General features: G+C 66.2%; 20 protein-coding genes and 2 tRNA genes. 15 read left to right on the plus strand and 7 right to left on the minus strand.

Annotated features, from left to right (window positions below):
• Nucleotides 1–77: 77 nt before the first annotated feature.
• The 6 genes from ACODSC_RS04290 (at nt 78) to egtB (ending at nt 8,316) form a co-directional block, all read left to right on the plus strand.
• Entirely contained in the window at nt 78–2,324 is a 2,247-nt protein-coding gene (locus tag ACODSC_RS04290; protein ID WP_488812078.1) for a S9 family peptidase, read from the plus strand.
• A 26-nt stretch (nt 2,325–2,350) separates the two neighbouring features.
• Nucleotides 2,351–3,988: an amidase gene (locus tag ACODSC_RS04295; protein ID WP_488812080.1), complete on the plus strand. Its 1,638-nt coding sequence runs from the start codon at nt 2,351–2,353 to the stop codon at nt 3,986–3,988.
• A 47-nt stretch (nt 3,989–4,035) separates the two neighbouring features.
• Entirely contained in the window at nt 4,036–4,314 is a 279-nt protein-coding gene (locus tag ACODSC_RS04300; protein ID WP_476693768.1) for a SemiSWEET family sugar transporter, read from the plus strand.
• 87 nt (nt 4,315–4,401) lie between these two features.
• Nucleotides 4,402–4,707 carry an SCP2 sterol-binding domain-containing protein gene (locus ACODSC_RS04305; protein WP_135195860.1) on the plus strand — a complete coding sequence of 102 codons (306 nt, stop codon included), beginning with the start codon at nt 4,402–4,404 and terminating at the stop codon, nt 4,705–4,707.
• A gap of 105 nt (nt 4,708–4,812) precedes the next feature.
• The gene (locus tag ACODSC_RS04310) at nt 4,813–6,039 is read left to right on the plus strand and encodes an acyl-CoA dehydrogenase family protein (protein WP_488812083.1); all 1,227 of its coding nucleotides are present in this window, start codon (nt 4,813–4,815) and stop codon (nt 6,037–6,039) included.
• A gap of 117 nt (nt 6,040–6,156) precedes the next feature.
• Complete coding sequence (gene egtB, locus ACODSC_RS04315) at nt 6,157–8,316, plus strand: ergothioneine biosynthesis protein EgtB (RefSeq protein ID WP_488812085.1); 2,160 nt, start codon at nt 6,157–6,159, stop codon at nt 8,314–8,316.
• A gap of 90 nt (nt 8,317–8,406) precedes the next feature.
• Here egtB and ACODSC_RS04320 read toward each other — a convergent pair whose 3' ends face one another.
• Complete coding sequence (locus ACODSC_RS04320) at nt 8,407–8,628, minus strand: con-10 family general stress protein (protein ID WP_488812155.1); 222 nt, start codon at nt 8,626–8,628, stop codon at nt 8,407–8,409.
• Nucleotides 8,629–8,744: 116 nt separating this feature from the next.
• Nucleotides 8,745–8,909: a hypothetical protein gene (locus ACODSC_RS04325; protein WP_488812087.1), complete on the minus strand. Its 165-nt coding sequence runs from the start codon at nt 8,907–8,909 to the stop codon at nt 8,745–8,747.
• A 101-nt stretch (nt 8,910–9,010) separates the two neighbouring features.
• Here ACODSC_RS04325 and ACODSC_RS04330 point away from each other — a divergent pair, with 101 nt between their 5' ends.
• A complete protein-coding gene (locus ACODSC_RS04330; RefSeq protein WP_488812088.1) occupies nt 9,011–9,304 on the plus strand; it encodes a hypothetical protein in 294 nt (97 codons plus the stop codon).
• A 6-nt stretch (nt 9,305–9,310) separates the two neighbouring features.
• Here ACODSC_RS04330 and ACODSC_RS04335 read toward each other — a convergent pair whose 3' ends face one another.
• Nucleotides 9,311–10,012, minus strand: coding sequence for an MBL fold metallo-hydrolase (locus ACODSC_RS04335; protein ID WP_488812090.1), 702 nt, complete (start codon nt 10,010–10,012; stop codon nt 9,311–9,313).
• 192 nt (nt 10,013–10,204) lie between these two features.
• On the opposite strand from ACODSC_RS04335, the gene tig reads away from it, so the two are divergent.
• From tig to ACODSC_RS04350, 3 genes are all read left to right on the plus strand, one after another.
• Nucleotides 10,205–11,539 carry a trigger factor gene (gene tig / locus ACODSC_RS04340; protein ID WP_488812092.1) on the plus strand — a complete coding sequence of 445 codons (1,335 nt, stop codon included), beginning with the start codon at nt 10,205–10,207 and terminating at the stop codon, nt 11,537–11,539.
• Between the two features lie 162 nt (nt 11,540–11,701).
• A complete protein-coding gene (locus ACODSC_RS04345) occupies nt 11,702–12,349 on the plus strand; it encodes an ATP-dependent Clp protease proteolytic subunit (protein WP_488812094.1) in 648 nt (215 codons plus the stop codon).
• Between the two features lie 73 nt (nt 12,350–12,422).
• Nucleotides 12,423–12,743, plus strand: coding sequence for a hypothetical protein (locus ACODSC_RS04350; RefSeq protein ID WP_488812096.1), 321 nt, complete (start codon nt 12,423–12,425; stop codon nt 12,741–12,743).
• Between the two features lie 3 nt (nt 12,744–12,746).
• Here ACODSC_RS04350 and ACODSC_RS04355 read toward each other — a convergent pair whose 3' ends face one another.
• On the minus strand, nt 12,747–13,394 hold the full coding sequence (locus ACODSC_RS04355; RefSeq protein WP_488812098.1) for an HAD-IB family hydrolase: 648 nt from the start codon (nt 13,392–13,394) through the stop codon (nt 12,747–12,749).
• Nucleotides 13,395–13,588: 194 nt separating this feature from the next.
• Between ACODSC_RS04355 and clpX the strand changes: the two genes are divergently transcribed.
• Nucleotides 13,589–14,857 (plus strand): ATP-dependent Clp protease ATP-binding subunit ClpX, encoded by a 1,269-nt coding sequence (gene clpX / locus ACODSC_RS04360; RefSeq protein ID WP_488812100.1) that lies wholly within the window; start codon nt 13,589–13,591, stop codon nt 14,855–14,857.
• A gap of 22 nt (nt 14,858–14,879) precedes the next feature.
• Here the strand turns inward: clpX and ACODSC_RS04365 are convergent, their stop codons facing one another.
• Nucleotides 14,880–16,217 carry a chloride channel protein gene (locus ACODSC_RS04365; protein WP_488812102.1) on the minus strand — a complete coding sequence of 446 codons (1,338 nt, stop codon included), beginning with the start codon at nt 16,215–16,217 and terminating at the stop codon, nt 14,880–14,882.
• A 282-nt stretch (nt 16,218–16,499) separates the two neighbouring features.
• Here ACODSC_RS04365 and lon point away from each other — a divergent pair, with 282 nt between their 5' ends.
• From lon to ACODSC_RS04380, 3 genes are all read left to right on the plus strand, one after another.
• Entirely contained in the window at nt 16,500–18,896 is a 2,397-nt protein-coding gene (lon, locus tag ACODSC_RS04370; protein WP_488812104.1) for an endopeptidase La, read from the plus strand.
• Nucleotides 18,897–19,018: 122 nt separating this feature from the next.
• Nucleotides 19,019–19,294 (plus strand): HU family DNA-binding protein, encoded by a 276-nt coding sequence (locus ACODSC_RS04375; RefSeq protein ID WP_488812106.1) that lies wholly within the window; start codon nt 19,019–19,021, stop codon nt 19,292–19,294.
• Nucleotides 19,295–19,326: 32 nt separating this feature from the next.
• Nucleotides 19,327–19,403, plus strand: a tRNA-Val gene (locus ACODSC_RS04380).
• Nucleotides 19,404–19,459: 56 nt separating this feature from the next.
• Here the strand turns inward: ACODSC_RS04380 and ACODSC_RS04385 are convergent.
• Nucleotides 19,460–22,747: an autotransporter outer membrane beta-barrel domain-containing protein gene (locus ACODSC_RS04385; protein WP_488812108.1), complete on the minus strand. Its 3,288-nt coding sequence runs from the start codon at nt 22,745–22,747 to the stop codon at nt 19,460–19,462.
• 310 nt (nt 22,748–23,057) lie between these two features.
• On the opposite strand from ACODSC_RS04385, the gene ACODSC_RS04390 reads away from it, so the two are divergent.
• Nucleotides 23,058–24,308: a glycosyltransferase gene (locus ACODSC_RS04390; protein ID WP_488812110.1), complete on the plus strand. Its 1,251-nt coding sequence runs from the start codon at nt 23,058–23,060 to the stop codon at nt 24,306–24,308.
• Nucleotides 24,309–24,392: 84 nt separating this feature from the next.
• Here ACODSC_RS04390 and ACODSC_RS04395 read toward each other — a convergent pair.
• Nucleotides 24,393–24,469, minus strand: a tRNA-Asp gene (locus ACODSC_RS04395).
• Nucleotides 24,470–24,602: the final 133 nt, after the last annotated feature.

Here is a 24,602-nt window from a genome sequence, read left to right on the forward strand (position 1 = left end):
AGGGAAGGAAAAGCCTTTCGCCCGGCGACCACTTTTCCTCGTGACGGCTTGCAGAAGCGCCGCTAGCGTCACCGACCATGCGCACAGTCCTTCTTGCTTCGACCATCCTCCTCTCGGCCGGTTCCGCACTCGCCCAGGAGACGCCCTCCAACATATTGACGCCCGAGCGGGTGTTCTCCAGCCCAAGCCTGAACGGGCCGGTGGCCAAGGGGGTCAGTCTGTCGCCGGACGGGCAGCTGGTCGCCTTCCTGCGTTCGCGCGAAGACAATGTGGACGTTCAGGATCTGTGGGCGGCGCCAACAGGCGAGGGCGAACCCTACAAGCTGATCGACGCCCAGGCCCTGGTTCCCGATGCAGGCGAGCTGTCGGAGGCCGAAAAGGCCCGGCGCGAGCGGATGCGGATCAGCGCGCGCGGCGTGGTCGAATATTCGTGGGACCAGCAGGGGCGCTACATCCTGGCGCCGCTGGAGGGCGACATCTTCCTGGCCAACCGGGCCGACGGCAAGGTGCGTCGCCTGACCGAGACGCCCGCCGACGAGATCGACGCCAAGGTCTCGCCCAAGGGCAGCTATGTCTCCTATGTCCGCGATCAGAACCTGGTCGTCTATGACCTGGCGACGGCCAAGGAGACGCCGATCACCGACGACGGCGCCGGCCTGATTTCGTGGGGCACGGCCGAGTTCATCGCCCAGGAGGAGATGGACCGCGACACCGGCTACTGGTGGAGCCCGGACGAACGCTACATCGCCCTGACGCGCGTGGACGAAAGCTCGGTGGACATCGTGCCGCGCTTCGAGATCACCGGCGCCGGCGCGACCATGGTCGAGCAGCGCTATCCGCGCGCCGGCCGGCCCAATGCGGTGGTTGAACTCTATGTGCGCGATCTGCAGAGCGGCGCGCGGGTCAAGGTGGACCTGGGGTCCAACACCGACATCTATCTGGCGCGGGTCGATTGGGCCGGCGACGGCAAGACCCTGTATGTCCAGCGCCAGTCGCGCGACCAGAAGACGCTGGACCTGCTGAGCGTCGATCCGACCACGGGCGCGTCGCGCGTGATCCTGAGTCAGAAGGCCGAGGCCTGGGTCGATCTGAACAACGACTTCCGCGTGCTGGCGGACGGCCGGTTCATCTGGTCCAACGAGGACAGCGGTTGGCGGCACCTGTATCTGTACGACCGCAACGGGCGGCGGCTGCGGGCGATCACGCGCGGCGACTATCCGGTCAAACATCTGGACGGCGTCAACGAGCAGACCGGCGACGTCTATTTCACCGCCTCGATGCGCGACGGCGAGGAACTGCCGATCGAACAGCAGATGTTCCGCGCCAATCTGAACCGCACGGTCGATCCGGTCGCGGTGACGCCGGGCGGCGGCTGGTGGAACGTGTCGGTCAACGGGCCGGCGACGGCCTATGTCGGCAACTATTCGGATCCCGCCACCCCGCCGCAATCGGCCCTGTATCGGATCGACGGCACGCGCGTGCGCTGGATCGAGGAGAACAGGCTCGACGCCGCACACCCCTTCACCCCCTATGTCTCGCGCCTGCGCGCGCCCGAGTTCGGCACGATGCAGAGCCACGGCCAGACCCTGGTCTGGCGCATGACGACGCCGCCCGACTTCGATCCGGCCAAGAAATATCCGGTGGTGATGCAGGTCTATGGCGGACCGGGCACGGGCGCGGGCGTGCAGAAGAGCTGGCAGCCGCTGACCAACCAGTTGCTGACCGAGGCGGGCTATATCGTCTTCCGCGTCGACAATCGCGGCGAGGGGGATCGGTCGCAGGCGTTCGAGACCAGCATCTATCGACGCCTGGGCATTCCGGCGGTCGAGGATCAGGCCCAGGCCGCCCAATGGCTGAAGACCCTGCCTTACGTCGATGGCGACCATATCGCGGTGATGGGCTGGAGCTTCGGCGGCTTCCTGAGCCTGCTGACCCTGACCGACAAGGATGCGGACCTGGCGGCGGCCCTGGCGGGTGCGGCGCCGACGGAGTGGAGCCTTTACGACACCCATTACACCGAACGGTACATGTCCACGCCGCAGGACAACGCGGAAGGTTACGCCGCCACCGACATCCTGCCGCGCCTGGACGACATGACGGGTCATCTGCTGATCCTGCACGGCATGGCCGACGACAATGTCATCTTCGGCAATGCGACCCGCGTCATCGATGCGCTGCAGGCCAAGAGCGTGCCGTTCGAGATGATGCTGTATCCGGGCCAGCGGCACGGCGTGCGGGGCGATCCGCGCCAGTTGCAGCAATGGCGGACCTATCTGGACTTCCTGGATCGCACCATCGGCAAGCGCGCCGAGACGGCTGACTGACGGCCAAAGACTTCGCGGGGGCGAACATGTCGAAGACCAAGCTTCTGGCCGGCGTGTTCGCCGTCATCCTATCCAGCGGGGCGCCGCTGGCCTCGGCGCATATTCCCGCGCCGCCTCCGCCGCCGAACGCGGACATCGCCTGGGTGCAGCGCGAACGCACGCCCTATGGGTCGTGGGAGGAGATGACGGGGTTCTTCCTCAGCCAGATCCGCACCTATGACGTCGAAGGCCGGTTCGGCGATCCGGGCCCGGCGATCAACAGCCTGATCGCCATCAACCCCGCCGCGCTGGACGAGGCGCGCGCGTCGGATGCGCGGCGGATCGCCGGGCGGACCCTGCCGCTGGACGGCGTACCCCTGGTCATCAAGGACAATGTCGAGGCGCGCGGCATGGCGACGACGGCGGGCTCGCTGGCCTTGGCCGCAAACCAGCCGGACCGCGACGCGCCGATCACGACCCGCCTGCGCCAGGCGGGGGCCGTGCTGATCGGCAAGAGCAATCTGTCGGAATGGGCCAATATCCGCTCGTCCAACTCGATCAGCGGCTGGAGCGCCGTGGGCGGGCTGACGCGCAATCCGTACGCTCGCGATCGCAACACTTGCGGCTCGTCCTCGGGTTCGGGGGCGGCGGTGGCGGCGGGCTTCGCCATCGTGGCCATCGGGACCGAGACGGACGGTTCGATCACCTGTCCGGCGGCGATCAACGGTCTGGTTGGGTTCAAGCCGACGGTGGGTCTGGTGTCGCGCACCGGCATCGTGCCCATCAGCCACAGCCAGGACACGGCCGGGCCGATGACCCGCACGGTCCGGGACGCGGCCCTGGTGCTGAACGTCATCGCCGGCTCCGACCCCGCCGACCCGGCGACGGTCGAGGCGGACGCGCGCAAGACCGACTATGCTGCGGCGCTGGAGGGCGCGAGCCTGATCGGCGTTCGTATCGGCGTGGCCCGTTTCCTGACCGGCTATTCCACCGGCACGGACGCGGTTTTCGACGCCAATCTGGAGCGGATGCGTCAGGCGGGCGCCGTTCTGGTCGACATCAAGGACGGGCCGGACATGGGGGCCATCGGCGGCGCCGAACTGACCGTGCTGCTGACCGAGCTGAAGGTCGATCTGAACGCCTATCTCGCCACCACGGACGCGGCCCAGGTCAAGACCCGCACCCTGGCCGATGTCATCGCCTTCAACAGTGCGACGCCGCGCGAGCTGGCCCTGTTCGGCCAGGATCTGTTCGAGAAGGCCGAGGCGACGGGCGGTCTGACCGACCCGGCCTATGTGACCGCGCGCGAGACCTCGTTGCGCCTGGCGGGCGTCGAGGGGATCGACCGGCTGATGAAGGACAATGACGTCGTCGTCCTGATCGCGCCCACGACGGGTCCGGCCTGGACGACCGACATCGTCAACGGCGACCATTATCTGGGGTCGGCCTCGACCCTGCCGGCCGTGGCGGGCTATCCGCATCTGACCGTGCCGATGGGACAGGTGGGCGGCCTGCCGGTCGGGCTCAGCGTCATCGGCGGCAAATGGCAGGACGCGCGGGTGCTGGCGCTGGGCCACGCCTTCGAACAGTTGGGCCCGCAGCGGGCCGCGCCAGGCTTTCCCGCCTCGCTGAACGGCGTGCGCGACGTCGCGCCGCTGCTGGCGCCGGTCGCTCAGGAACCTTGATCGACCGCGCGCTGTTGGGCCTTCATGATCCAGCAGGCGAGCGTGAAATGAGCGACCTGATCGCCAATGTGGTCGGCTCAGCCGCCGCCGTCTGCTCCGTGACCAGTTTCGCGCCCCAGGCGATCAAGATCTGGAAGGAGCGGGATGCGTCCTCGGTCAGTCTGAAGACCTATTCCCTGACGGTGACCTGTTTCGCGCTGTGGGTCGTCTATGGCGCCATGACCCAGGCCTGGCCCGTGACCATCGCCAACGCCTGCGCCCTGGTCATGGCCTCGGCCGTGCTGGCCATGAAATGGCGGTTTCGGGACGGCGATCCGGAGAAGTGATGCGAGCTTTACCCGACGTGATCTTGGCGCCCTCGTCGATGCGGGCTAACCCGTAGTTCACAACGTCCTTTTAGGGAGACGCCCCCAATGCCCGATCTCGCACAAGTCACCGAACACATCCGCGGCGCCGTCGGCGACAACTCCGGTCTGGGCAAGACCGTGAAGCTCGACCTCGGCGACGAGGGCAAGATCTACATCGACGGCGCCTCGGTGCCGAACACGGTGACGAACGAAGACAAGCCCGCCGACGCCACCGTCTCGATGAAGTGGGATGACTTCATGGCCCTGTCGGAAGGCAAGCTGGATCCGATGATGGCCTTCATGCAGGGCAAGCTGAAGATCGCCGGCGACATGATGATCGCCCAGAAACTGGCTCCGCTGCTGAAGCGCTGATGCCGGTCTGAACGACCAATTATGGCGGCGCGGCTCCCGATCGGGGCCGCGCCGTTTTCGTATCGAGCGTCCGGCAGAGACGCGAACGGGACAGAGGATAACGCCATGGACTTCAAACATTCCGACCGCGCCCTGGACTGGCACGCCCGCGTGCGCCGTTTCCTCGACGAACAGGTGATCCCGCGCGAGGCTGAGTATTTCGCCCAGGTGCGCGAGGACTCGACCCGACAGCCGCCGGTCATGGAGGCGATGAAGGCCGCCGCGCGCGAGGCTGGCCTGTGGAACATGTTCCTGCCGGGCGGCCATGAAGGTGAGAATGGGGGCGCGGGCCTGACCAACCTCGACTATGCGCCCCTGGCCGAGATGATGGGCGCTCATCTGTGGTCGTCGGAGGTGTTCAACTGCAACGCCCCCGACACCGGCAATATGGAAGTGCTCTATATGTACGGCGACGCCGCCCAGCAGGACCGCTGGCTGAAGCCTCTGATGGCCGGCGAAATCCGCTCGGCCTTCCTGATGACCGAGCCCGAGGTCGCCTCGTCCGACGCCACCAATATCCAGACCCGGATCGAGCGCGACGGCGACCACTATGTCGTCAACGGCCGCAAATGGTGGTCGACCAATATGGCGCACCCGAACGTCGCCATGACCATCGTCATGGGCAAGACCGACTTCGACGCCGCCAGCCACGCCCAGCAGTCGCAGGTCATCGTGCCCGTGGACACGCCCGGCTTCCGCGTCGAGCGGATGCTGTCGGTGTTCGGCTATGACGAACGGCCCATCGGCCACGCCGAGGTGGTGCTGGAAAACGTGCGCGTGCCGGTCGAGAACCTGATCGCCGGCGAGGGCAGGGGGTTCGAGATCGCCCAGGGGCGGCTCGGTCCCGGCCGCATCCACCACTGTATGCGCGTGATCGGCGCGGCCGAGCGTGCGCTGGAGCTGATGGTCGTGCGGTTGCTGAACCGGACGGCGTTCAAGAAGCAGCTGGCCGAACATTCGGTGTGGGAACAGCGCGTCGCCGACGCCCGCACCAATATCGAGATGTGCCGCCTGCTGGTGTTGAAGGCCGCCTGGATGATGGATCAGGCGGGGGCCAAAAACGCCCGTTCCGAGATCGCCCAGATCAAGGTCGCGGCGCCGCGCATGGCGCTTCAGATCATCGACGACGCCATCCAGGCGTTCGGCGGCGCCGGCGTCTCGGGCGACACGCCCCTGGCCGAACTCTATGCCACGGTGCGTACCCTGCGGATCGCCGATGGCCCGGACGAGGTTCACAATCGCACCATCGCCCGGCTGGAATACGCCAAGCACGGAGGTCGGCCCGCCCGTTGATTTTGGGGCAACGCTTCCCAAATCACCGGGAACCCCGCCCGTGGCGTGACGTTCGACCACATTGAACGATGCGACGCCCGGTGGGGCATCGGGGCTGCGCTGGACGGATCGGCTGACATGAATGCTCGCTTCGAGCCCGATACGCGGGCGGCGTCGGACGTGGCGCGGTTTCGGGCCGTTCGGGCCGCCATGCCCACCCTGGCGGAGGGGTTGTCGGCCGAGGACCTGTCGGCCCAGTCCATGCCCGACTGCAGCCCCGGCAAATGGCATCTGGCCCACACCAGCTGGTTCTTCGAAGCCCTGATCCTGGCGTCGGACCCGGATTACCGCCCGGTCGATCCGCGCTTCCAGCAGCTGTTCAACTCCTACTATGAGGCCTTGGGCGAGCGGGTGCCGCGCGCCGAGCGCGGGCTGATGACCCGCCCATCGGTCGATGAGGTGCTGTCCTATCGCCGCGAGATCGACCGGCGCATGACCGCCTGGCTGGCGGAGGGGCCGTCCAGCGGGCTTCAGCGCTATCTGTTCGAACTGGGCCTGCACCACGATCAGCAGCATCAGGAGCTGTTCCTGATGGACCTGCTGAACCTGATGTCCCGCTCGCCGCTGGACCCGGCTTCCTATGCGGTCGAGCCGCGCCTTGAGCCGCTCGATCCGGCGCGCGGCGGCGTTGTCGCCTTCGACGGCGGTCTGGTCACGATCGGCCATGGCGGCGCGGGCTTCGCCTTCGACAACGAAGGACCGGCGCATAAGGTCTGGCTGGAGCCGTTCGCCCTGGCCGCAGATCTGGTGACCAACGGCGACTGGCTCGCCTTCATCGCGGACGGCGGCTACGCCCGTTCGGACCTGTGGCTGTCCGACGGTTGGGCCACGGTCAAGGCCGAGGGCTGGACCGCGCCCCTCTACTGGCGCCGCGACGGCGACGACTGGACCGTGATGGGGCTGACCGGCCGCGCGCCTGTCGATTCCGCCGCTCCGGTGCGTCACGTCAGCTTCTACGAGGCCGACGCCTATGCCCGCTGGGCCGGCAAACGCCTGCCGTCCGAGGCCGAGTGGGAGCACGCCGCGACCACGGCCGTCGACGCTTTTTCAAATCTGTCCGGCGAGGTCTGGCAGTGGACGTCCAGCGCCTACGCCCCATACCCGGGCTTCCAGCCGACGTCGGGCACGGCGGCGGAATACAACGGCAAGTTCATGGCCAATCAGATGGTTCTGCGCGGCGGCGCCTTCGCCACGCCGTCCGATCATGCCCGTTTGACGTATCGCAATTTCTTCTATCCCCAACAGAGGTGGGCCTTCATGGGCTTGAGACTGGCCGAAGACGCGCCCCGCGACCGGGCCGCCGCCGCCGACGACGATCAGACCGCCGCCTTCAGGCGCGACCTGGTCGAAGGCCTGTCGCGCGACCAGAAGGCCGTGCCGCCCAAATGGTTCTACGACGCCGAGGGGTCGCGCCTGTTCGAAGAGATCACCGCCCTGCCGGAATACTATCCGACCCGGCAGGAGACGGCCCTGCTGCGCGACCGCGCCGCCGCCCTGACCGCCGAGTTCGGTCCGGACGCGGTTCTGATAGAGTTCGGCTCGGGCGCCAGCGAGAAGACGCGCATCCTGCTGGATGCTGCGCCCGACCTGGCCGCCTATGTGCCGCTGGACATCAGCCAATCCGCCCTGTCGGACGCCGCGACCCGCATCCGGGCCGACTATCCCGGCCTTCGGGTCCAGCCGGTGCTGGGCGATTTCGAACATCTGGCGCCTTTGCCGGACGATCTGCCGCAGGGTCGGCGCATCGGTTTCTTCCCCGGCTCGACCATCGGTAATCTGGAACCGGTCGAGGCCGAGCGTTTCCTGGCCGCCGCGCGACGCATGCTGGGGGAGGGGGCGCTGTTCATCCTGGGCGTCGATCTGGTCAAGGACGCGGGGACCCTGGTCGCCGCCTATGACGACAGCCGGGGCGTCACCGCCGCCTTCAATCGCAATGTCCTGGTGCGCGCCAACGCCGAGCTGGACGCCGATTTCGACCTCGACGCCTTCGCCCACCGCGCCGTCTGGAACGCCGAGGCGTCCCGGATGGAGATGCACCTCAAGGCGCTGGAACCGACGACCGCACGCATCGGCGACCATCCGTTCCGCTTCATGGCCGGCGAGACGATCCACACGGAAAGCTCGCGCAAGTTCACCCGCGAGTCGGTCGAGGCGTTGGCCGCCGCGTCCGGCTGGTCCCTGGCGCGCTTCGACGCCTCGCCAGAGCCCAGCGTCGCGGTGGCCCTGCTGCGTAGCTAGAGCTGTCATAAGGCGCGTCGGATGACGCGCAGGAAAAAGGGCGGCTCCTCGATCAAGGAGCCGCCCTTATTTCATTCGTCTTTGGTCTTCTTATTCGCCCTCCGGCGAGCCGGGTTCTTTCTTCGGGCCATGAGAGGCTTCTCCGCCCTTGCGGCCGGCCTGTGCGGCCAGGCTGCGATCCTGGGAGAAGCTGCGTTTCTCGCTGGGGACGCTGGCGCCCCCTTTTCTTGCGATTTCGCGCTGACGCTCTGGGTCCATGGAGGCGAATCCTCGCTTGGAAACGCCGGAGGGTCGCGTGGGTTGACTGTCCATCGGTGTCCTTTCAGTGCTGCCGTTGCGCTTGCTGAACTGAACCCAGTGACTCGGTGACGGTTCCGTGCGGAACCCAGTTTTACTGTCGCAGGTCTGAACGTTTTCGCGGCTTGACTTCATTCCGCGTCGTAAGGGCGAGAATCACCTTCGCCGCCGCCGCCCGGTTCCATCGGCGGAACCTCGTCAGGGGTGTCTGACGGCTGGATTTCCGGTTGGGGCGAGGGCTCCGGCGGGATCTCGGGCTGGGGCGCTCCGCCGGGCGTGGGTTCGATATAGGTCATGGGCATTCTCCTTGGGCCCAACCAACGCGGCCCCGAGCCCGACGTTCAAAGGGAACTGTAGAGGCCCGCGCCGGTTTGATTGTCCAAACCCGGAGATCGCCATGACACAGACCCCCATCGCCCCGCCTTCGCCCGACGACATCGTTCTGGAAGACGACAGCCTGACCCAACGCCTGGACAGGGAGGCCGACGCCATCCTGGCTGGAGGCGAAGGCCGCAGCTTCGGTAAGACGACCTCAATCCGTCGGGCCGTGCGGGAAGACGCAGGGCTGGTGCGTGAAAAGGTTTCAGGACGACTGCATCGCGCTCAGGAAGACATTCAGGATCACCCGATGAAGGCGACCCTTTACGCCCTAGGCGTCGGCGTGATCATCGGCATGCTCCTGCGCCGCTGAGGACCGTCAGGCAGGTCCTGTCGGTTCCCGCTGGATCGGCGCCTGACGAAGCGCGGCGTCCGACACGAACGGATTGGTTCGCCGTTCCTCGCCAAAGGTCGAGATGGGGCCGTGGCCCGGTACGAAGGTGACGTCGGCGCCCAGGGGCCACAGCTTTTCGACGACGCTGCGGATCAGGGCGGGCGGATCGCTCATGGGGAAGTCGGTGCGGCCGACGGAGCCCTTGAACAGGACGTCGCCGACCTGGGCGAATCGCGCCGCGCGGTTGAAAAAGATCACATGACCCGGCGTATGGCCCGGGCAGTGGCGGACCTCCCATGTCGTTTCGCCCAGCGACACCGTGTCGCCGTCCTCCAGCCAGCGGTCGGGCGTGAAGGGGCGGGCGTCGGGCAGGCCGTACATCCGGCCGCTTTCCACGATCCGATCGATCCAGAACTGGTCGGCCTTCTGAGGGCCAGTGATCTGGACACCGGTTTTCTCCTGCATCTCGGCGGCGCCGCCCGCATGATCCAGATGGCCGTGGGTGATCCAGATCTGGTCAAGGGTGAGGCCACGCCGTTGGACCTCGCCCAGAATCGCATCGACCGACCCGCCCGGATCGATGACAGCTGCCTTGTTGGTCGCTGTGCACCAAACGGTGGTGCAGTTCTGCTGAAGCGGCGTGACGGGCGTGACGAAGACGCCGATGGGGGAGGCGGGCTGGTTCATTCGCCCTACATAAGCTCCGATCCGGACCGAAACCACCGCCTGACGCCACGCCCGCGTTGACCTTTGGAGCCCTTCTCGACATAAGGGCGGGCTTCGAGGCGCCGCTCTGCAAGGGGCGGCCTTCTTGCTTTATCCATTCCGCGCTGGCCGTCTCGACGGTCCATGCGCCCCAGAGCGTCAGAAATCCCGACCATGCAAGTCGTCGAAAAGTCGAACGAAGGCCTCAGCCGCGTGCTCGCGGTCACCATCCCCGTCGCGGAGCTGAACGAGAAGCTCGAAGCCCGCGTCAAGGAAGTCGCCCCGCAGGTGAAGCTGAAGGGCTTCCGCCCGGGCAAGGTGCCGGTCGCCCACGTCAAGAAGACCTTCGGCCGCGAGTTCATGGGCGAGATCATCAACGCCGAACTGAACGAGACCAGCCAGAAGGCCCTGGACGAGGCCAAGATCCGTCCGGCCGCCCCGGCCGAGATGAAGCTGACCTCCGACATGGACAAGGTCATCAAGGGCGAGGAAGACCTGGCCTATGAGATGGCCCTGGAAATCATGCCGGACTTCACCCCGGTCGATCCCAAAACCCTGAAGCTGGACCGCCCGACCTACGAAGCCTCGGACGCCGATCTGGACGAGGCCCTGACCGAGCTGGCCGGCCAGGCCAAGTCCTACGAGGACAAGAAGGGCAAGGCCGCCGAGGGCGACCAACTGACCATCGACTTCCTGGGCAAGCTGGACGGCGAACCCTTCGACGGCGGCACGGCCGAGGATGCGGACCTGGTGATCGGCTCGGGCCGTTTCATCCCCGGCTTCGAAGAGCAACTGACCGGCGCCAAGGTCGGTGAAGAGAAGACCATCGAGGTCACCTTCCCCGAGAACTATCAAGCCGCTCACCTGGCCGGCAAACTGGCCACCTTCGACGTCAAGGTGAAGGCCATCAAGGCCGAGGTCGAAGCCAAGGTCGACGAGGACTTCGCCAAGCGCATCGGTCTGGAATCGCTGGACAAGCTGAAGGAACTGCTGAGCCAGAACCTGAACCAGCAATATGCCGGCGCCGCCCGCTTCAAGCTGAAGCGCGCCCTGCTGGACCAACTGGACGAAGCCCACGACTTCCCGCTGCCGCCCAAGATGGTCGAGGCCGAGTTCGACGGCATCTGGCAACAGGTCGAGGCCGACAAGACCGCCGGACGCCTGCCGGAAGAAGACGCCGCCAAGTCGGACGAGGATCTGAAGGCCGAATACCGCAAGATCGCCGAGCGCCGCGTGCGCCTGGGTCTGGTGCTGGCCGAGATCGGTCGCGCCAACAACGTCCAGGTCACCGACCAGGAACTGAACGCCGCCATCCTGCAGGAAGCCCGCAACTATCCGGGCCAGGAACAGGCCGTCCTGAACTTCTACCGCCAGAACCCCAACGCCGCCGCCCAGATGCGCGCGCCGATCTATGAAGAGAAGGTCGTCGACCTGATCGTCGGCCTGGCCGAGGTGACCGACACGCCGATCACCAAGGAAGAGCTGCTGAAGGAAGACGAAGAGGGCTGATCGCCTTCTGGGTTTGATGATCCCAAAAGCGGAGGTCGCAGGGCCTCCGCTTTTTTCGTGTCCAGGGCCGGCCTTGTAAGGCGGCCTTCATGACGCGATATGCAGAGTAACAAGGCGTGTGGTCTTTGAGTCGCGCGCCCCCAGCATTCTCGAGAAGGCTATATGCGCGATCCGATCGAACTGATGAATATGAACCTGGTCCCCATGGTGGTGGAGCAGTCCAGCCGGGGCGAGCGCTCCTTCGACATCTTCTCGCGTCTGCTGCGCGAGCGGATCATCTTCCTGACGGGGCCGTTCGAGGACACGATGGCGTCGCTGATCTGCGCCCAGCTGCTGTTCCTGGAGTCGGAGAATCCGAAAAAGGAAATCTCCATGTATATCAACAGCCCCGGCGGACAGGTGTCCTCGGCGCTCGCGATCTACGACACCATGCAGTATATCAAAAGCCCGGTTTCGACCGTGGTCATGGGCATGGCCGCCTCGGCCGGCTCGCTGATCCTGACGGCCGGCGCTGCGGGCCAGCGGATCGCCCTGCCGAACGCGCGGATCATGGTGCACCAGCCTTCCGGCGGGTTCCGTGGCCAGGCGTCGGACATCGAACTGCACGCCGCCGACATCCGCTACACCAAGAAGCGTCTGAACGAGATCTACGTCCACCACACCGGCCGGACGTATGAGGAAGTCGAGAAGACCCTGGACCGCGACCACTTCATGTCGGCCGAGGAAGCCAAGGCCTGGGGCATCGTGGACCATGTCTATGACCGCCGCGAACAGGCCGACGCCGACGGCGTGAAGACGCCCGGCAGCTGAGCCGAGGCGGAGATCGAACGGAAAAGGCGCACCGATGCCGGTGCGCCTTTTTCATTTGTGCTATCAGGCCGCCATGCAATTCACACGAGATCCAAGCGGCACGGTCGAAGTCGACGGCGAGACCTATGAGTGGGAGCTTCGTCGCCAGCCCCAGCCCAAGGGCGGCAATGTCTGGGAAGGCATGGCCGTGTCCCTGCGCCATGTCGATTTCAAGCGCGAGGCCATCGTGCAGTTCCCCCCGCCGCTGCGACCCAATGGCCGACCGGATGTCGAAAAGCAGCGGGTCAACGTCGACGCCGTCCGCACCGCCATCACCTCGGCCATCGCGGCGGGATGGGACCCGACATCGCGGGGCAAGGCCGTGGTGTTTGACGTGGATGCGGACGGCAACTGACCGTCACGGTTTCTGGCGAAACACCCGAAAGCCCGGCTCCTGGGCCATCGCCAGCATCTCCGCATCGCCCGAGGTGTCGCCATAGGCGGCGGTCAGGACCATGTCGGGGCCATAGGCGGTCTTGAGCCGGCGCACCTTCTCCTCGGCGCGACAGTTCGGACCGGCGAAGGCCCCCGTGACCCTGTCGTCCGAATCGAACACCAGTTCGGTGCCCAGCAAGGCCTCCGCGCCCAACCGGCGTGCGAACGGGGCCACCGTCGCCTCGGGCGATGCGGTCACGATTACGCGATGCGCGCCGCGTTCGCCCCAGTCGTTCCAGACCTTCAGCGCATCCGGCCGCATGAACCGGTCCCAGACCGCGTCGGCGAAGCGCTGGGCGTCGGCTTCCAGCGCGGCGCGATCCACGCCCCGCAGAAACTCCTTCACCGAGGCCGCCTTGATCCGCCCCCGGTCCCGATCCCGCGCATAGGCCGCTACGGCGGGCGCCAACTTGACCAGACCCAGCGCCCAGGCGCCCGGTCCGGCGCGCCATTTCAGGAATTCGGTGAAACTGTCGCGAATCGTCAGCGTGCCGTCGAAATCGAACGCCACGATCGGCCGGCCGCCGGTTTTGGACTGGCGCAAATCGTGCAGACCTCCCATGTCAGACATTCGCCTTGATCCCCGCCGACACTGATCCATCCACGCACTGCAACAATCCCATGCCGCCTTCGGGGTTGTCGCGGAACGTGTGATGGGTGATTGTCATTTTTTGAAGACCTTCGCAGCCAGAGTACTGGAATCAATGTGAGGGAAGCGCGTTTCGGGCCATTTCGGTCCGCCCCGCGGGAGTGAGATAAGGGTCTATGACCAAAGCAGCCGGCTCAGACGCCAAAAGCACCCTCTACTGCTCGTTCTGCGGAAAGAGCCAGCACGAGGTCCGCAAACTCATCGCGGGCCCGACCGTCTTCATCTGCGATGAATGCGTCGAACTGTGCATGGACATCATCCGTGAAGAGCACAAGATCGGCTTCAAGAAGACGACCGACGGCGTTCCCACGCCCAAGGAGATTCGCGACGTCCTGGATGACTATGTCATCGGCCAGTCGCACGCCAAGAAGGTCCTCTCGGTCGCCGTCCACAACCACTACAAGCGCCTGAACCACGCGACGAAGAACAACGACGTCGAACTGGCCAAGTCGAACATCATGCTGATCGGGCCGACCGGCTCGGGCAAGACGCTGCTGGCCCAGACGCTGGCGCGCATCATCGACGTGCCCTTCACCATGGCCGACGCCACCACCCTGACCGAAGCCGGTTATGTGGGCGAGGATGTCGAGAACATCATCCTGAAGCTGCTCCAGGCCTCCGACTACAATGTCGAACGGGCCCAGCGCGGCATCGTCTACATCGACGAAATCGACAAGATCAGCCGCAAGTCGGACAACCCGTCGATCACCCGCGACGTGTCGGGCGAGGGTGTGCAGCAGGCCCTGCTGAAGATCATGGAAGGCACCGTCGCCTCCGTGCCTCCGCAAGGCGGGCGCAAACATCCGCAGCAGGAGTTCCTGCAGGTCGACACCGCCAACATCCTGTTCATCGTCGGCGGCGCCTTCGCCGGCCTGGAGAAGGTGATCTCGGCGCGCGGGGCAGGGGCCTCGATCGGCTTCGGCGCTCAGGTCAAGGAGATCGACGAGCGTCGCACCGGCGACATCCTGAAGGGCGTCGAGCCTGACGACCTGATGCGTTTCGGCCTGATCCCCGAGTTCATCGGCCGTCTGCCCGTGCTGGCGACGCTGGAAGACCTGGACGAAGCGGCCTTGGTCACCATCCTGACCGAGCCCAAGAACGCCCTGGTCAAACAGTACAAGCGCCTGTTCGAGATGGAGAATGTCGAACTGGCCTTCACCGACGACGCCCTGATCGCCGTCGCCAAGAAGGCGATCACACGCAAGACCGGCGCGCGTGGCCTGCGTTCGATCCTGGAAGGCATCCTGCTGGAGACCATGTTCGAACTGCCGACCTTCGAGGGCGTCGAAGAGGTGGTGGTCAATGCGGAAGTCATCGACGGCAAGGCCCAGCCCCTGCTGATCTATTCCGAAGCGTCCAAGAAGAAGGCTGACGGCGCCGCCTGACGGTCGTCGTCACCGCAAGAGATCAGGCCCCGGGCGTGTCGCCCGGGGCCTTTTTCGTGGCCGGTTCCGCTTCGGTCTCGGCATCGGTCTTCACCGGGGCGAAGTTGGCGGCGAGACCGTGATACAGGCGCTGCTTGCAGACCAGGCGCGCGGCGACGTCGGCGACCACTGCGGCGGCGAACAGGGGCAGGATCATCGTCCGATTGGCGGTCATTTCCGACATGATGACGACCGCCGTCAGCGGGGCCCGCACGACGCCCACGAAATAGGCGATCATGCCCAGCAGGACGATGGCGCCGCGATTGTCCGCCGGAAAGAGTTCGGCCATCAGCCCGCCCAGACCGGCGCCGACCGACAGGGACGGGGCGAACACGCCGCCTGGCGCACCCGAAAGGCTGGAGGCCAGGGTCGAGACGAACTTGGCCGGAGCAAACCACAACGGCTGTTGTTCGCCCTCCACCAGGGCGCGGGCCGCTTCGTAGCCCGTGCCCCAGGTCAGGCCCGTGACCACGCCGATGGCGGCGACGATCACGCCACAGGCCAGAGCGGTCAGCATCGGGCGCCGGCCGAGCGGGGAGGCGGGGCCGAGCAGGCGCAGCGAGACGCGCGAGAATAGCCCGCCCGCCAGGCCGCCGACGGCCCCCACGATCACGGCGGCCGGCAGGGCCTGCAATCCCGGAAGCGTCTCCCTGACCACGCCGAAATAGACGTAGTCGCCCGCAAGGCTGAGGGGGACCAGACCGGCGATGACGACGGCGGCCATGACCAGCAGGGTCAGGCGCTGCTCATAGGCCGAGGCCAGTTCCTCCAGCGCGAAGGCCACGCCGGCGATCGGGGTGTTGAATGCGGCGGCCACGCCCGCGGCGCCGCCGGCGATGATCACGGCGGCGTTGACCGGCACGCGAAGCAGCCGGTGCGCGGCGACCATGATGGAGGCGCCCAACTGGACCGTCGGGCCTTCACGGCCCACCGACCCGCCCACCAGCAAGGCGGCCAGGGTGGCCACGGCCTTGAAGGCGCCGGTGCGCAGGGACACCAGCCCGCCCGTTCGCCCCTTTTCGACGTGCCGGGCGGCGGCGATGATCTGGGGAATGCCGGATCCCTTGGCCTGCGGCGCATACCGCCGCGTCAGCCAGGCCAGCAGCACGAACCCCGCCGGGGTCACGACCAGGGGCGCCAGGGGAACCGCATCGGTCATGCCGGTGAACAGTCGCTGGGCATGGTCGGCGGCCATGGCGAACAGCCAAGCGAACAGGCCGACGCCGACCGCGCCGCCGCCGGCAGCCAGCCGGCTCTTCCACACAGGGCCGATATGTTCACGCCAGGCGGCATGCAGGCTCGCGCGGGATGGGGGCGCCATACCTCGATCTTTCGTTCAGCGATGGGAGCGGCCCGACCTACGCCCCTGGCGCCGGTGTGGCAAATTCGCGCGGGGTCCGGTTCGAAGCGAAAGCGCGCGATCGGGCCGTTTTCCATGCAGATGTGGACCATTCGGCGGCCACGCTTGAACCGTGGGTCTTTCAAACCACATACTCATCCGAACGCCGTCGGAATCGACGGGCCGTCATGCGCTGGTCGGGCCTCTTGCCCGGGCGACCGTGGCGGCGGGCCGGAGATCATCAATGGCCCGGGAGTACGCATCATGACTGAACCCAAGATCCTGCCCGTCCTGCCGCTGAGGGACATCGTCGTCTTTCCGCACATGGTCGTGCCGCTCTTCGTGGGCCGCGAGAAGTCGGTGAAGGCCCTCGACGAGATCATGAAGGGCGAGAAGCAGATTCTTCTGGCGACCCAGAAGAACAGCGTCGACGACGACCCGTCGACCGACGCCATCTATCCCATCGGCGTGCTGGCCAGCGTGCTGCAACTGCTGAAACTGCCCGACGGCACCGTCAAGGTCCTGGTCGAGGGCAAGGGCCGCGCGCGCCTGACCCGCTTCACCGACCGCGAGGAGTATTTCGAGGCCGAGGCCGTCGAAATCGACGATGAGCCGGGCGAGACCTCCCAGTCCGAGGCCATGCTGCGCGCCGTGGTCGAGCAGTTCGAAAACTACGTGAAGCTGAACAAGAAGGTGCCGCCCGAGGCTCTCAGCTCCATTCCCCAGATCACTGACGCCTCCAAGCTGGCCGACTCGGTCGCCGCCCACCTGTCGGTCAAGATCGCCGACAAGCAGGGCCTGCTGGAGACCTTCGATGTGCCCAAGCGGCTGGAGAAGGTCTATGGCCTGATGGAAGGCGAGATCTCCGTCCTTCAGGTCGAGAAGAAGATCCGCTCGCGCGTGAAGCGCCAGATGGAGAAGACCCAGCGCGAATATTATCTGAACGAGCAGATGAAGGCGATCCAGCGCGAGCTGGGCGAGACCGACGACGCGCGCGACGAGATCATGGACCTGGAGAAGCGCATCCGTAAGACGCGCCTGTCCAAGGAAGCGCGCACCAAGGCCGAGGCCGAGGTCAAGAAGCTGCGCAACATGTCGCCGATGTCGGCGGAATCGACCGTGGTGCGCAACTATCTCGACTGGCTGCTGTCCGTGCCGTGGGGCAAAGCCAAGCAGAAGCCGATCGACCTCAACAAGGCGGAGGAGATCCTCGAGGAGGACCACTTCGGCCTGGAGAAGGTCAAGGAACGGATCGTCGAATATCTGGCCGTCCAGGCCCGCACCGGCAGCCTGAAGGGGCCGATCCTGTGCCTCGTCGGCCCTCCAGGCGTCGGCAAGACCTCGCTGGCCAAGTCCATCGCCAAGGCGACCGGGCGTGAATACGTCCGCATGTCGCTGGGCGGTGTGCGCGACGAGAGCGAGATCCGCGGTCACCGCCGGACCTATATCGGCTCCATGCCCGGCAAGATCATCCAGTCGATGAAGAAGGCCAAGACCACCAACGCCTTCGTCCTGCTCGACGAGATCGACAAGCTGGGTTCCGACTGGCGCGGCGACCCGTCCTCGGCCCTGCTCGAGGTGCTGGACCCGGCTCAGAACTCGACCTTCGGCGACCACTATCTGGAGGTGGACTACGACCTGTCCCAGGTGATGTTCGTGACGACGGCGAACAGCCTGAACATGCCGCAGCCGCTGATGGACCGGATGGAGATCATCCGGGTCTCGGGCTACACCGAAGACGAAAAGGTCGAGATCGCCAAGCGCCACGTCCTACCCAAACAGCTGACCGACCACGGTCTGAAGGCCGACGAGCTGATCGTGCCGGAAAACACGATCCGCGACCTGATCCGTTACTACACCCGCGAAGCCGGCGTGCGGTCGCTGGAACGCGCCCTGGGCGGTCTGGCGCGCAAGGCCGTGCGCGAGATGGCCAAGACGGGCGCCAAGTCGATCACCGTCGATGACGCCAAGCTGGCGGACTATGCGGGCGTGAAGAAGTTCCGTTACGGCGAGACGGATGAGGAGGATCAGGTCGGCATCGTGACGGGCCTGGCCTGGACCGAGTTCGGCGGCGACATCCTGACCATTGAGGCGATCAAGATGCCGGGGCGCGGCCGCATGACCGTGACCGGCAATCTGAAGGAGGTGATGAAGGAGTCGATCTCCGCCGCCGCCTCCTATGTCCGCTCGCGCGCGCTGGCCTTCGGCGTCAAGCCGCCGGTGTTCGAGAAGACCGACATCCACGTCCACGTGCCGGACGGCGCCACGCCCAAGGACGGTCCGTCCGCCGGCGTCGCCATGACGGTGGCTATGGTCTCGGTCCTGACGGGCATCCCGATCAGGAAGGACATCGCCATGACCGGCGAGATCACCCTGCGCGGCCGGGTCACCGCCATCGGCGGCCTGAAGGAGAAGCTGCTCGCGGCCCTGCGTTCGGGCGTCAAGACGGTGCTGATCCCGCAGGAGAACGAGAAGGACCTGGCCGACGTGCCCGACAATGTGAAGTCGGCGCTGGAGATCGTGCCGATCTCCACGGCGGACGAGGCGCTGAAGTGGGCCCTGACCGGCACGTTGACCCCGGTGGAATGGGACGAGGCGACGGATCCGCTGCCGGCCCCCGTGCCGCCGATCGACGGGGCGGCGGTCACCGTCAGCCACTAACGTCGAGTTGAAGTCGAAGCGCCGCCGGGAACCCTCCCGGCGGCGTTTTCGCTTTTGACGCAACCCGCGATCTGCCCTTAAGTGATTCGCTTGGGGGACATTTGGGGGACATTTGGGGACAGATGACCAAAGCGGAACTCATCGGCCGTATGGCGATGGCGGCGAACATCAGCCGCGACCAGGCGAAATCGGCGCTGGAGGCCTTCACCGACGGCGTGGCCGAGTCCCTGACGCAGGGTAGGGACGTCAAGCTGATCGGCTTCGGCAGCTTCGTGGCGGTCGATCGCAAGGCCGGCGTCGCCCGCAATCCCCAGACCGGCGCCGCCGTCGCGCGCCCCGCCTCGCGCACCGCGCGCTTTCGCCCCGGCGAAGGTTTGAAAAGCGCCTTGAACGGCTGACGCGCCAAGGGCATAAGCCCTGTTCGCATTTTGGGCGGCTAGCTCAGCTGGTCAGAGCATCTCGTTTACACCGAGAGGGTCGGCGGTTCGAACCCGTCGCCGCCTACCAAACAAAAAGGCCGCCGGATCGCTCCGGCGGCCTTTTCCTTTTGGGGATCGCTTCGATCAGAACCGGAAGCTGGCCCGCAGCAGCAGCGAATAACGCACGTAATCCTCGAGCAATTCCGCATCGCCGGTCAGCGAGATCATGCCCAGGTCGTTGCCGAAGTTCACGCGGAAGCCAAGGATCGGTCCGCCGCCTTCGATGGCGTCGGGCGACAGGATGAAGTCCGGGCCGCCGCTGGCGAAGCGGGCGATGGTCTCGCCGGCGTCCACCGAGATGTTCTGGCGATAGCCGATGCGCAGTTCGGGGCGCAGCCACTGGTTACGTCCGAAGCCGTAGCCGATGTTCATCGCCGCCACGGCCGAGAAGATGTGGCTGTCGCGCGAATCGATGTCCAGGTCGAAGCCGTCGCCGCCGCCCTGTTCGGTGCGGGCGCCTTCGGACAGGTGGAAATATTCGCCATAGATTTCGGGGCGTACGTTCAGGCGACCGAAGTTACGCTCATACGACGCCCCGCCGGCGACCGCCGCCGTCCAGCCGTGCCAGTCGGAGGTGTTGTTCAGATAGACCCCGTCGGCGACCAGCGATCGGTCGGCGTTGAAGCTGGCATAACCGCCGGCCGCGCGGGCCCAGGTCGTCCAGTACTGGCCTTGGGCGCGCCAGTAGAGGCCCAGCTCCAGCAGATTGGCTGAGAGGACCTCTTCGGCCTCGGCCTCGGGGTCCTTGATGTCGGAGGAGGTGAAGGCGGCGGAGATGCCGAAGGCGCCCAGGCTGGAGCCCTTTTCGACACCGCCCGCGACGCCGAAGCCTTCCGAACGGAAGCCATAGGTGTCGGTCTTGTCCTTGTCGGCGTAGAAATTGATCTCCTGCAGCCAGGCGCTGGTCTCGCCCGGCGCTGCTGCGGCGTTGCGACCCGTAAGCGCCCGCGTCACCGCATCGACCCCAGCCGAAAGCGACATCAGCGGGCCGCCGGAGTGATCGGGCAGCATCTGCTCATAGGCGTCGATGAAGTCCTCACGTGAGGACTGCGACAAGAACAGGTTACGCAGCGCTTCATTGTCGCCCAACGCGCCGTAGACCGCGTCATAGGCTGAAGCCTCGACGGAGATGAGACCGGCTTCTTCGGCGGTGCGGCGGCGGGCATCGACATAGACCTCGCCGGCGGCTTCGTCGGCCGCGGCGTTGACCACGTACAGATAGGGCGAGTTCGCCTCGACCAGCGTCTGGTCGATCGTGCCGGCGTTTAGCGTGCCGGCCTCGATGATGGTGAACCGTTCGGGGGCTTCGAGCAGCGAGGTGAAGCGCACGCCCAGGCCGGCGCCGTCCGCCAGGTTCGCCGTCCCGGTAACATTGAAGCCGGGCGTCGTCTCGTTCGCCGGATCGAGCGAGACCAGCAGGATGCCGTCCGCGCCGATGTCCAGGTTCGAGATCGTCGTCGACGTCGATTGGCCGGCAATGAGGGTGCCGTCCGCCACATTGATGTCCAGCAGGCCGTCGGCGTCGGTGATCGCGCCGGAGACGGTCGCGCCGCCGGTGATGGACAGCCGGTCTGCACCGGTCCCGAAGCTGACGTCGCCGACGACCGTGCCGTTGCGAACGTCCAGCGTGTCGGCACCGGAGCCGAACAGGATATTGCCCTGAACCGCAGGCTCCGTGGCGTCGGACACGCCGTCGCCGTCGGTGTCGACAGTCGTCGTGTCGTCCTCGTCAATGTTGACCACGCCGTTCTGAACGAAGTTGACGCCCGTCGTATTGGCCGAGACGTCGACCGCGACGGCGGTGCTGTCGACGGGGGTGTCGTCTTCCGCGTCCGGCTGCACGACAGCCGTGATCCGGCCGGTATTGGTCAGGCTGGCCAAGGTGCCGGAGGCGTCGCGGATGGCTGTGGCGTCAACCAGGTTGCCGGCGGCCCCGGCGAGGATGACGCCGGAGTTTGTGAGCGACGGCAGATTGGCTCCTGCGTCGATTTGCAGGGCGGTCGCCGTGCTCGCCTCGTCGCTGGTCAGCGTCGTCTGGATCGTGCCGGTGTTGCTCATGGTCGGCGTCGAGGCGCCAGCGCCCAGCCGGACGCCGGTCGAATTGGCGTCTAGGGCCGAGGAGGTGATCGAGCCCGCGTTCGACAATCCACCCTGAATGGTCGTGGTCTGTCCGCCTGGAACGCCGATGACCAAGGCTTGGCTGGCGACGCCGGAATACAGGCCGTTGGCGGTCACGGACCCCCGATTAATCAGGCCGAAGGATTCGTCATCGACCACGCCGATATCGACCGCCTGAGTCGCGGAACCGATCTGCAGCGCAGCGGCGCCGCCGAGCGAGGTAATCGACGCCGTCGATTCGGCGGTGTCCAGAATGCCGTCGCCGTCGCGGTCCGTGTCCTCGCTGTTTTTCTTGCCGTCGCCGTCGTCGTCTTCGTCGCCGTTCTTGACGCCGTCGTCGTCATCGTCGCCATCGACGCCGTTGGCGTAGGTGGGGCCTGTGTCCAGAAGGATGCCGTCGGCGATATTGCCGGCGACGGAAACCGCCGGGCCGCCCTGAAGCAGATCGTCGGCGTCGAGTTCGTCGAGAAACACGATCGAGTCGGCGTACTCGCCGGTTTCGGGGCGGGTGGGAGGCGGCGTCGTATAGCGGTAGCCGGTCGCCGCGATCGCGCCCTGCAGTTTCAGAACACCCCCGACGTCGCCCTCAACCGCCAAGCCCTGCGATCCTGCACCGTTCGCCGTGACGCTTCCGAGGACTTCGACGTCGCCAGATACATCGCCGGCGACGCGGATGCCGGTGCTGTTGTCGCCCAGCACGCCGATCGTGCCGAGACTCTGGATCGAGCCGACGACATCGGTTTCGATGCCGATGCCGTAGCTGTTGTTGCCCTCGACCCGGATGGAGCCGGACGTTTCGGTGTTGATGTCGCCGGTGAACGGCGCCGCACCGGAGACACGCACGCCGTAGCGGCCTGTCCCCACGGCGAACGGCCCGTCGAGATCGCCGTCTTCGTCCGCGTCCTTGGGTTCCGTCAGGGTGTCGGTGATGTTGATCGCGCCGCCGACGGTGACCGTGCCGGTGTTTCCGCCGTTGACCTGAATGCCGGTGGCGCCGTCAGCCGCATTGGCGATGGTGATGGAGCCGCCGCTGTCGATGTCGACGCTGTTTTTGGAGTTTAGCGTGACCCCCGCGCCGGAGCCGACGGCGATGCTGCCCCCGCTGGCGATGCGGATGTTGTCTGCGGCCGTGCCGGTGGCGTTCGACGTCTGGATGGGCGTCGTCCGGGCGGTCGAGATGACGATCTCGGCCTGCGACCCGGTTGCGGCCATCAAGGGGGCGATCGCCACGGCGGTCGCGAGAAGAATACGCATTCGGTAGAAACCCCTGGTGGTCACGCATCATGGTACGCCCGACCCCTTAGCAGGGTCCGCGCCAGCCTTCCAAGTTTATCGAATTTGAGGCGAATGCAAGGCCGCGCGCCGGGGCTGCAGCCCCTATGAACGAACCGACGTTCGCCCGTTCAAGGCTTTGCGGCGGATACGGAAGGATTTGCGACGGGCCGCTCTTGAGCTTTGCCGCGCCCAGGTTTAGGGCCGTCGAAAGGTCTAGCGCCGCGACCGGGCGACGCATCCAACGAACCCATCCGGCGTTCGACAGCCCAGACCAGGCGAGAACACCTTCATGAGCATGACCGACCTCGACGTTCACGAAAGCGAACTCCGGCTGATTCCGGGGCTGGACGTCGAAGTCGCGGACACGCTCCGGGCCCTGAAGATGGCCGCGATGGACGACCGGCCGCGCCTGGTGGACACCACCATGTTGTTCGCGCCGCGGTCGGGCGGGGTGAAGCGCTATCTGCTGTCGAAGAAGGCCTGGATCGAGGCCAATCGGCCCGGCGTCAGCCATTCGCTGATCGTCCCCGGCGCGCGGCACAAGGCGGCGACGGACGGGATAGTCCGTCTGCGGGCCACCAAGCTGCCGTTCGGCGACGGCTATCGCTGGCCCAGTTCGGTGAAGCGCTGGAGCGCCTGGGTGGCGGCGATGAAGCCGTCGATCATCGAGGCCGGCGACCCCTACACGCCGGGGCAGGGGGCGCTGGAGGCCGGGCAACGCGTGGGATGTCCGGTCGTCGGCTTTTGCCATTCCGATCCCGCCGGCCTGGCAGCGCTGCATTTCGGCGAATGGGCCAAGAAGCCGGTCGAGAAACGCTGGGCCCGTCTGTTCTCCCAGTTCGACCGCGTGGTCTCGCCCAGCCGTTTCATCGCGCGTCGCCTGGAAGAGGCGGGTGTCGAGAACATCGTCATTCGTCCGTTGGGCGTGGAGATCGACACCTTCCGCCCCGAGCGTCGGGACCGGCAGTGGCTGCTGAAGGAACTCGGTCTGGGCGACGACGCCCGGCTGCTGTGCTTCGCGGGCCGTCCCGCCAAGGAGAAGAACGTCGATGTCCTGATCGAAGCGGTCCAGAAGCTGGGCGCGCCCTACTATCTGGTGCTGGTGGGCGCCGGATCCGGCATGCCGGACGAGGATCGGGTGATCTCGATGCCCTATGAGACCGATCCAAAGGCGGTCGCCAAGATCATCGCCAGCTGCGACGCCTTCGTCCACGCCAACGACAAGGAGCCCTTCGGCCTGATCGTGCTGGAGGCCATGGCGTGCGGACGGCCCGTCGTCGGCGTCAACGCGGGAGGCGTGGCGGAAACGGTCGATGAGTCGGTCGGGCAACTGGCGACGCGCGCCGACGCGTCGGCCTATGCCGAGGCGGTCGAGGCGCTGTTCGCGCGCGATATCGAGGCGATCGGTCGGGCGGCGCGCGAGAAGGCGGTCAGCCAGTTCGCCTGGAATCGTGTCTTCGAGGACCTGTGCATGGTCTATGGCGAGCTGACGGGCGAAGCCGCGTTCGTGAACCCGGATGCCGCCTTGCCGCTGCATTGAGGCGGGCGATCCGATGATGAGTTTAAGGGGGCGCGTCTCGGGAACGGGGCGCGCCACTTCTTTTTGCAATGTCTGGAAAAGAAGTGGCGCGAGTGACGGGGCTCGAACCCGCGACCTCCGGCGTGACAGGCCGGCACTCTAACCAACTGAGCTACACCCGCGTATCAGGTCGAAACTTTTGAGCTGTTTCGGAAGCTTCTTGGGAAGGCGGTGTGCGCCACTCTTCTATTTCTAGAGAGAGTGGCGCGAGTGACGGGGCTCGAACCCGCGACCTCCGGCGTGACAGGCCGGCAC

It is taken from the genome of Brevundimonas sp. FG128, assembly GCF_057809775.1.

Bases quoted from the DNA above. Each gene is read 5' to 3' on its own strand.
- ACODSC_RS04290 (WP_488812078.1), top strand. From the start codon at position 78: ATGCGCACAGTCCTTCTTGCTTCGACCATCCTCCTCTCGGCCGGTTCC.
- ACODSC_RS04295 (WP_488812080.1), top strand. From the start codon at position 2,351: ATGTCGAAGACCAAGCTTCTGGCCGGCGTGTTCGCCGTCATCCTATCC.
- ACODSC_RS04300 (WP_476693768.1), top strand. From the start codon at position 4,036: ATGAGCGACCTGATCGCCAATGTGGTCGGCTCAGCCGCCGCCGTCTGC.
- ACODSC_RS04305 (WP_135195860.1), top strand. From the start codon at position 4,402: ATGCCCGATCTCGCACAAGTCACCGAACACATCCGCGGCGCCGTCGGC.
- ACODSC_RS04310 (WP_488812083.1), top strand. From the start codon at position 4,813: ATGGACTTCAAACATTCCGACCGCGCCCTGGACTGGCACGCCCGCGTG.
- egtB (WP_488812085.1), top strand. From the start codon at position 6,157: ATGAATGCTCGCTTCGAGCCCGATACGCGGGCGGCGTCGGACGTGGCG.
- ACODSC_RS04320 (WP_488812155.1), bottom strand. From the start codon at position 8,628: ATGGACAGTCAACCCACGCGACCCTCCGGCGTTTCCAAGCGAGGATTC.
- ACODSC_RS04325 (WP_488812087.1), bottom strand. From the start codon at position 8,909: ATGACCTATATCGAACCCACGCCCGGCGGAGCGCCCCAGCCCGAGATC.
- ACODSC_RS04330 (WP_488812088.1), top strand. From the start codon at position 9,011: ATGACACAGACCCCCATCGCCCCGCCTTCGCCCGACGACATCGTTCTG.
- ACODSC_RS04335 (WP_488812090.1), bottom strand. From the start codon at position 10,012: ATGAACCAGCCCGCCTCCCCCATCGGCGTCTTCGTCACGCCCGTCACG.
- tig (WP_488812092.1), top strand. From the start codon at position 10,205: ATGCAAGTCGTCGAAAAGTCGAACGAAGGCCTCAGCCGCGTGCTCGCG.
- ACODSC_RS04345 (WP_488812094.1), top strand. From the start codon at position 11,702: ATGCGCGATCCGATCGAACTGATGAATATGAACCTGGTCCCCATGGTG.
- ACODSC_RS04350 (WP_488812096.1), top strand. From the start codon at position 12,423: ATGCAATTCACACGAGATCCAAGCGGCACGGTCGAAGTCGACGGCGAG.
- ACODSC_RS04355 (WP_488812098.1), bottom strand. From the start codon at position 13,394: ATGTCTGACATGGGAGGTCTGCACGATTTGCGCCAGTCCAAAACCGGC.
- clpX (WP_488812100.1), top strand. From the start codon at position 13,589: ATGACCAAAGCAGCCGGCTCAGACGCCAAAAGCACCCTCTACTGCTCG.
- ACODSC_RS04365 (WP_488812102.1), bottom strand. From the start codon at position 16,217: ATGGCGCCCCCATCCCGCGCGAGCCTGCATGCCGCCTGGCGTGAACAT.
- lon (WP_488812104.1), top strand. From the start codon at position 16,500: ATGACTGAACCCAAGATCCTGCCCGTCCTGCCGCTGAGGGACATCGTC.
- ACODSC_RS04375 (WP_488812106.1), top strand. From the start codon at position 19,019: ATGACCAAAGCGGAACTCATCGGCCGTATGGCGATGGCGGCGAACATC.
- ACODSC_RS04385 (WP_488812108.1), bottom strand. From the start codon at position 22,747: ATGCGTATTCTTCTCGCGACCGCCGTGGCGATCGCCCCCTTGATGGCC.
- ACODSC_RS04390 (WP_488812110.1), top strand. From the start codon at position 23,058: ATGAGCATGACCGACCTCGACGTTCACGAAAGCGAACTCCGGCTGATT.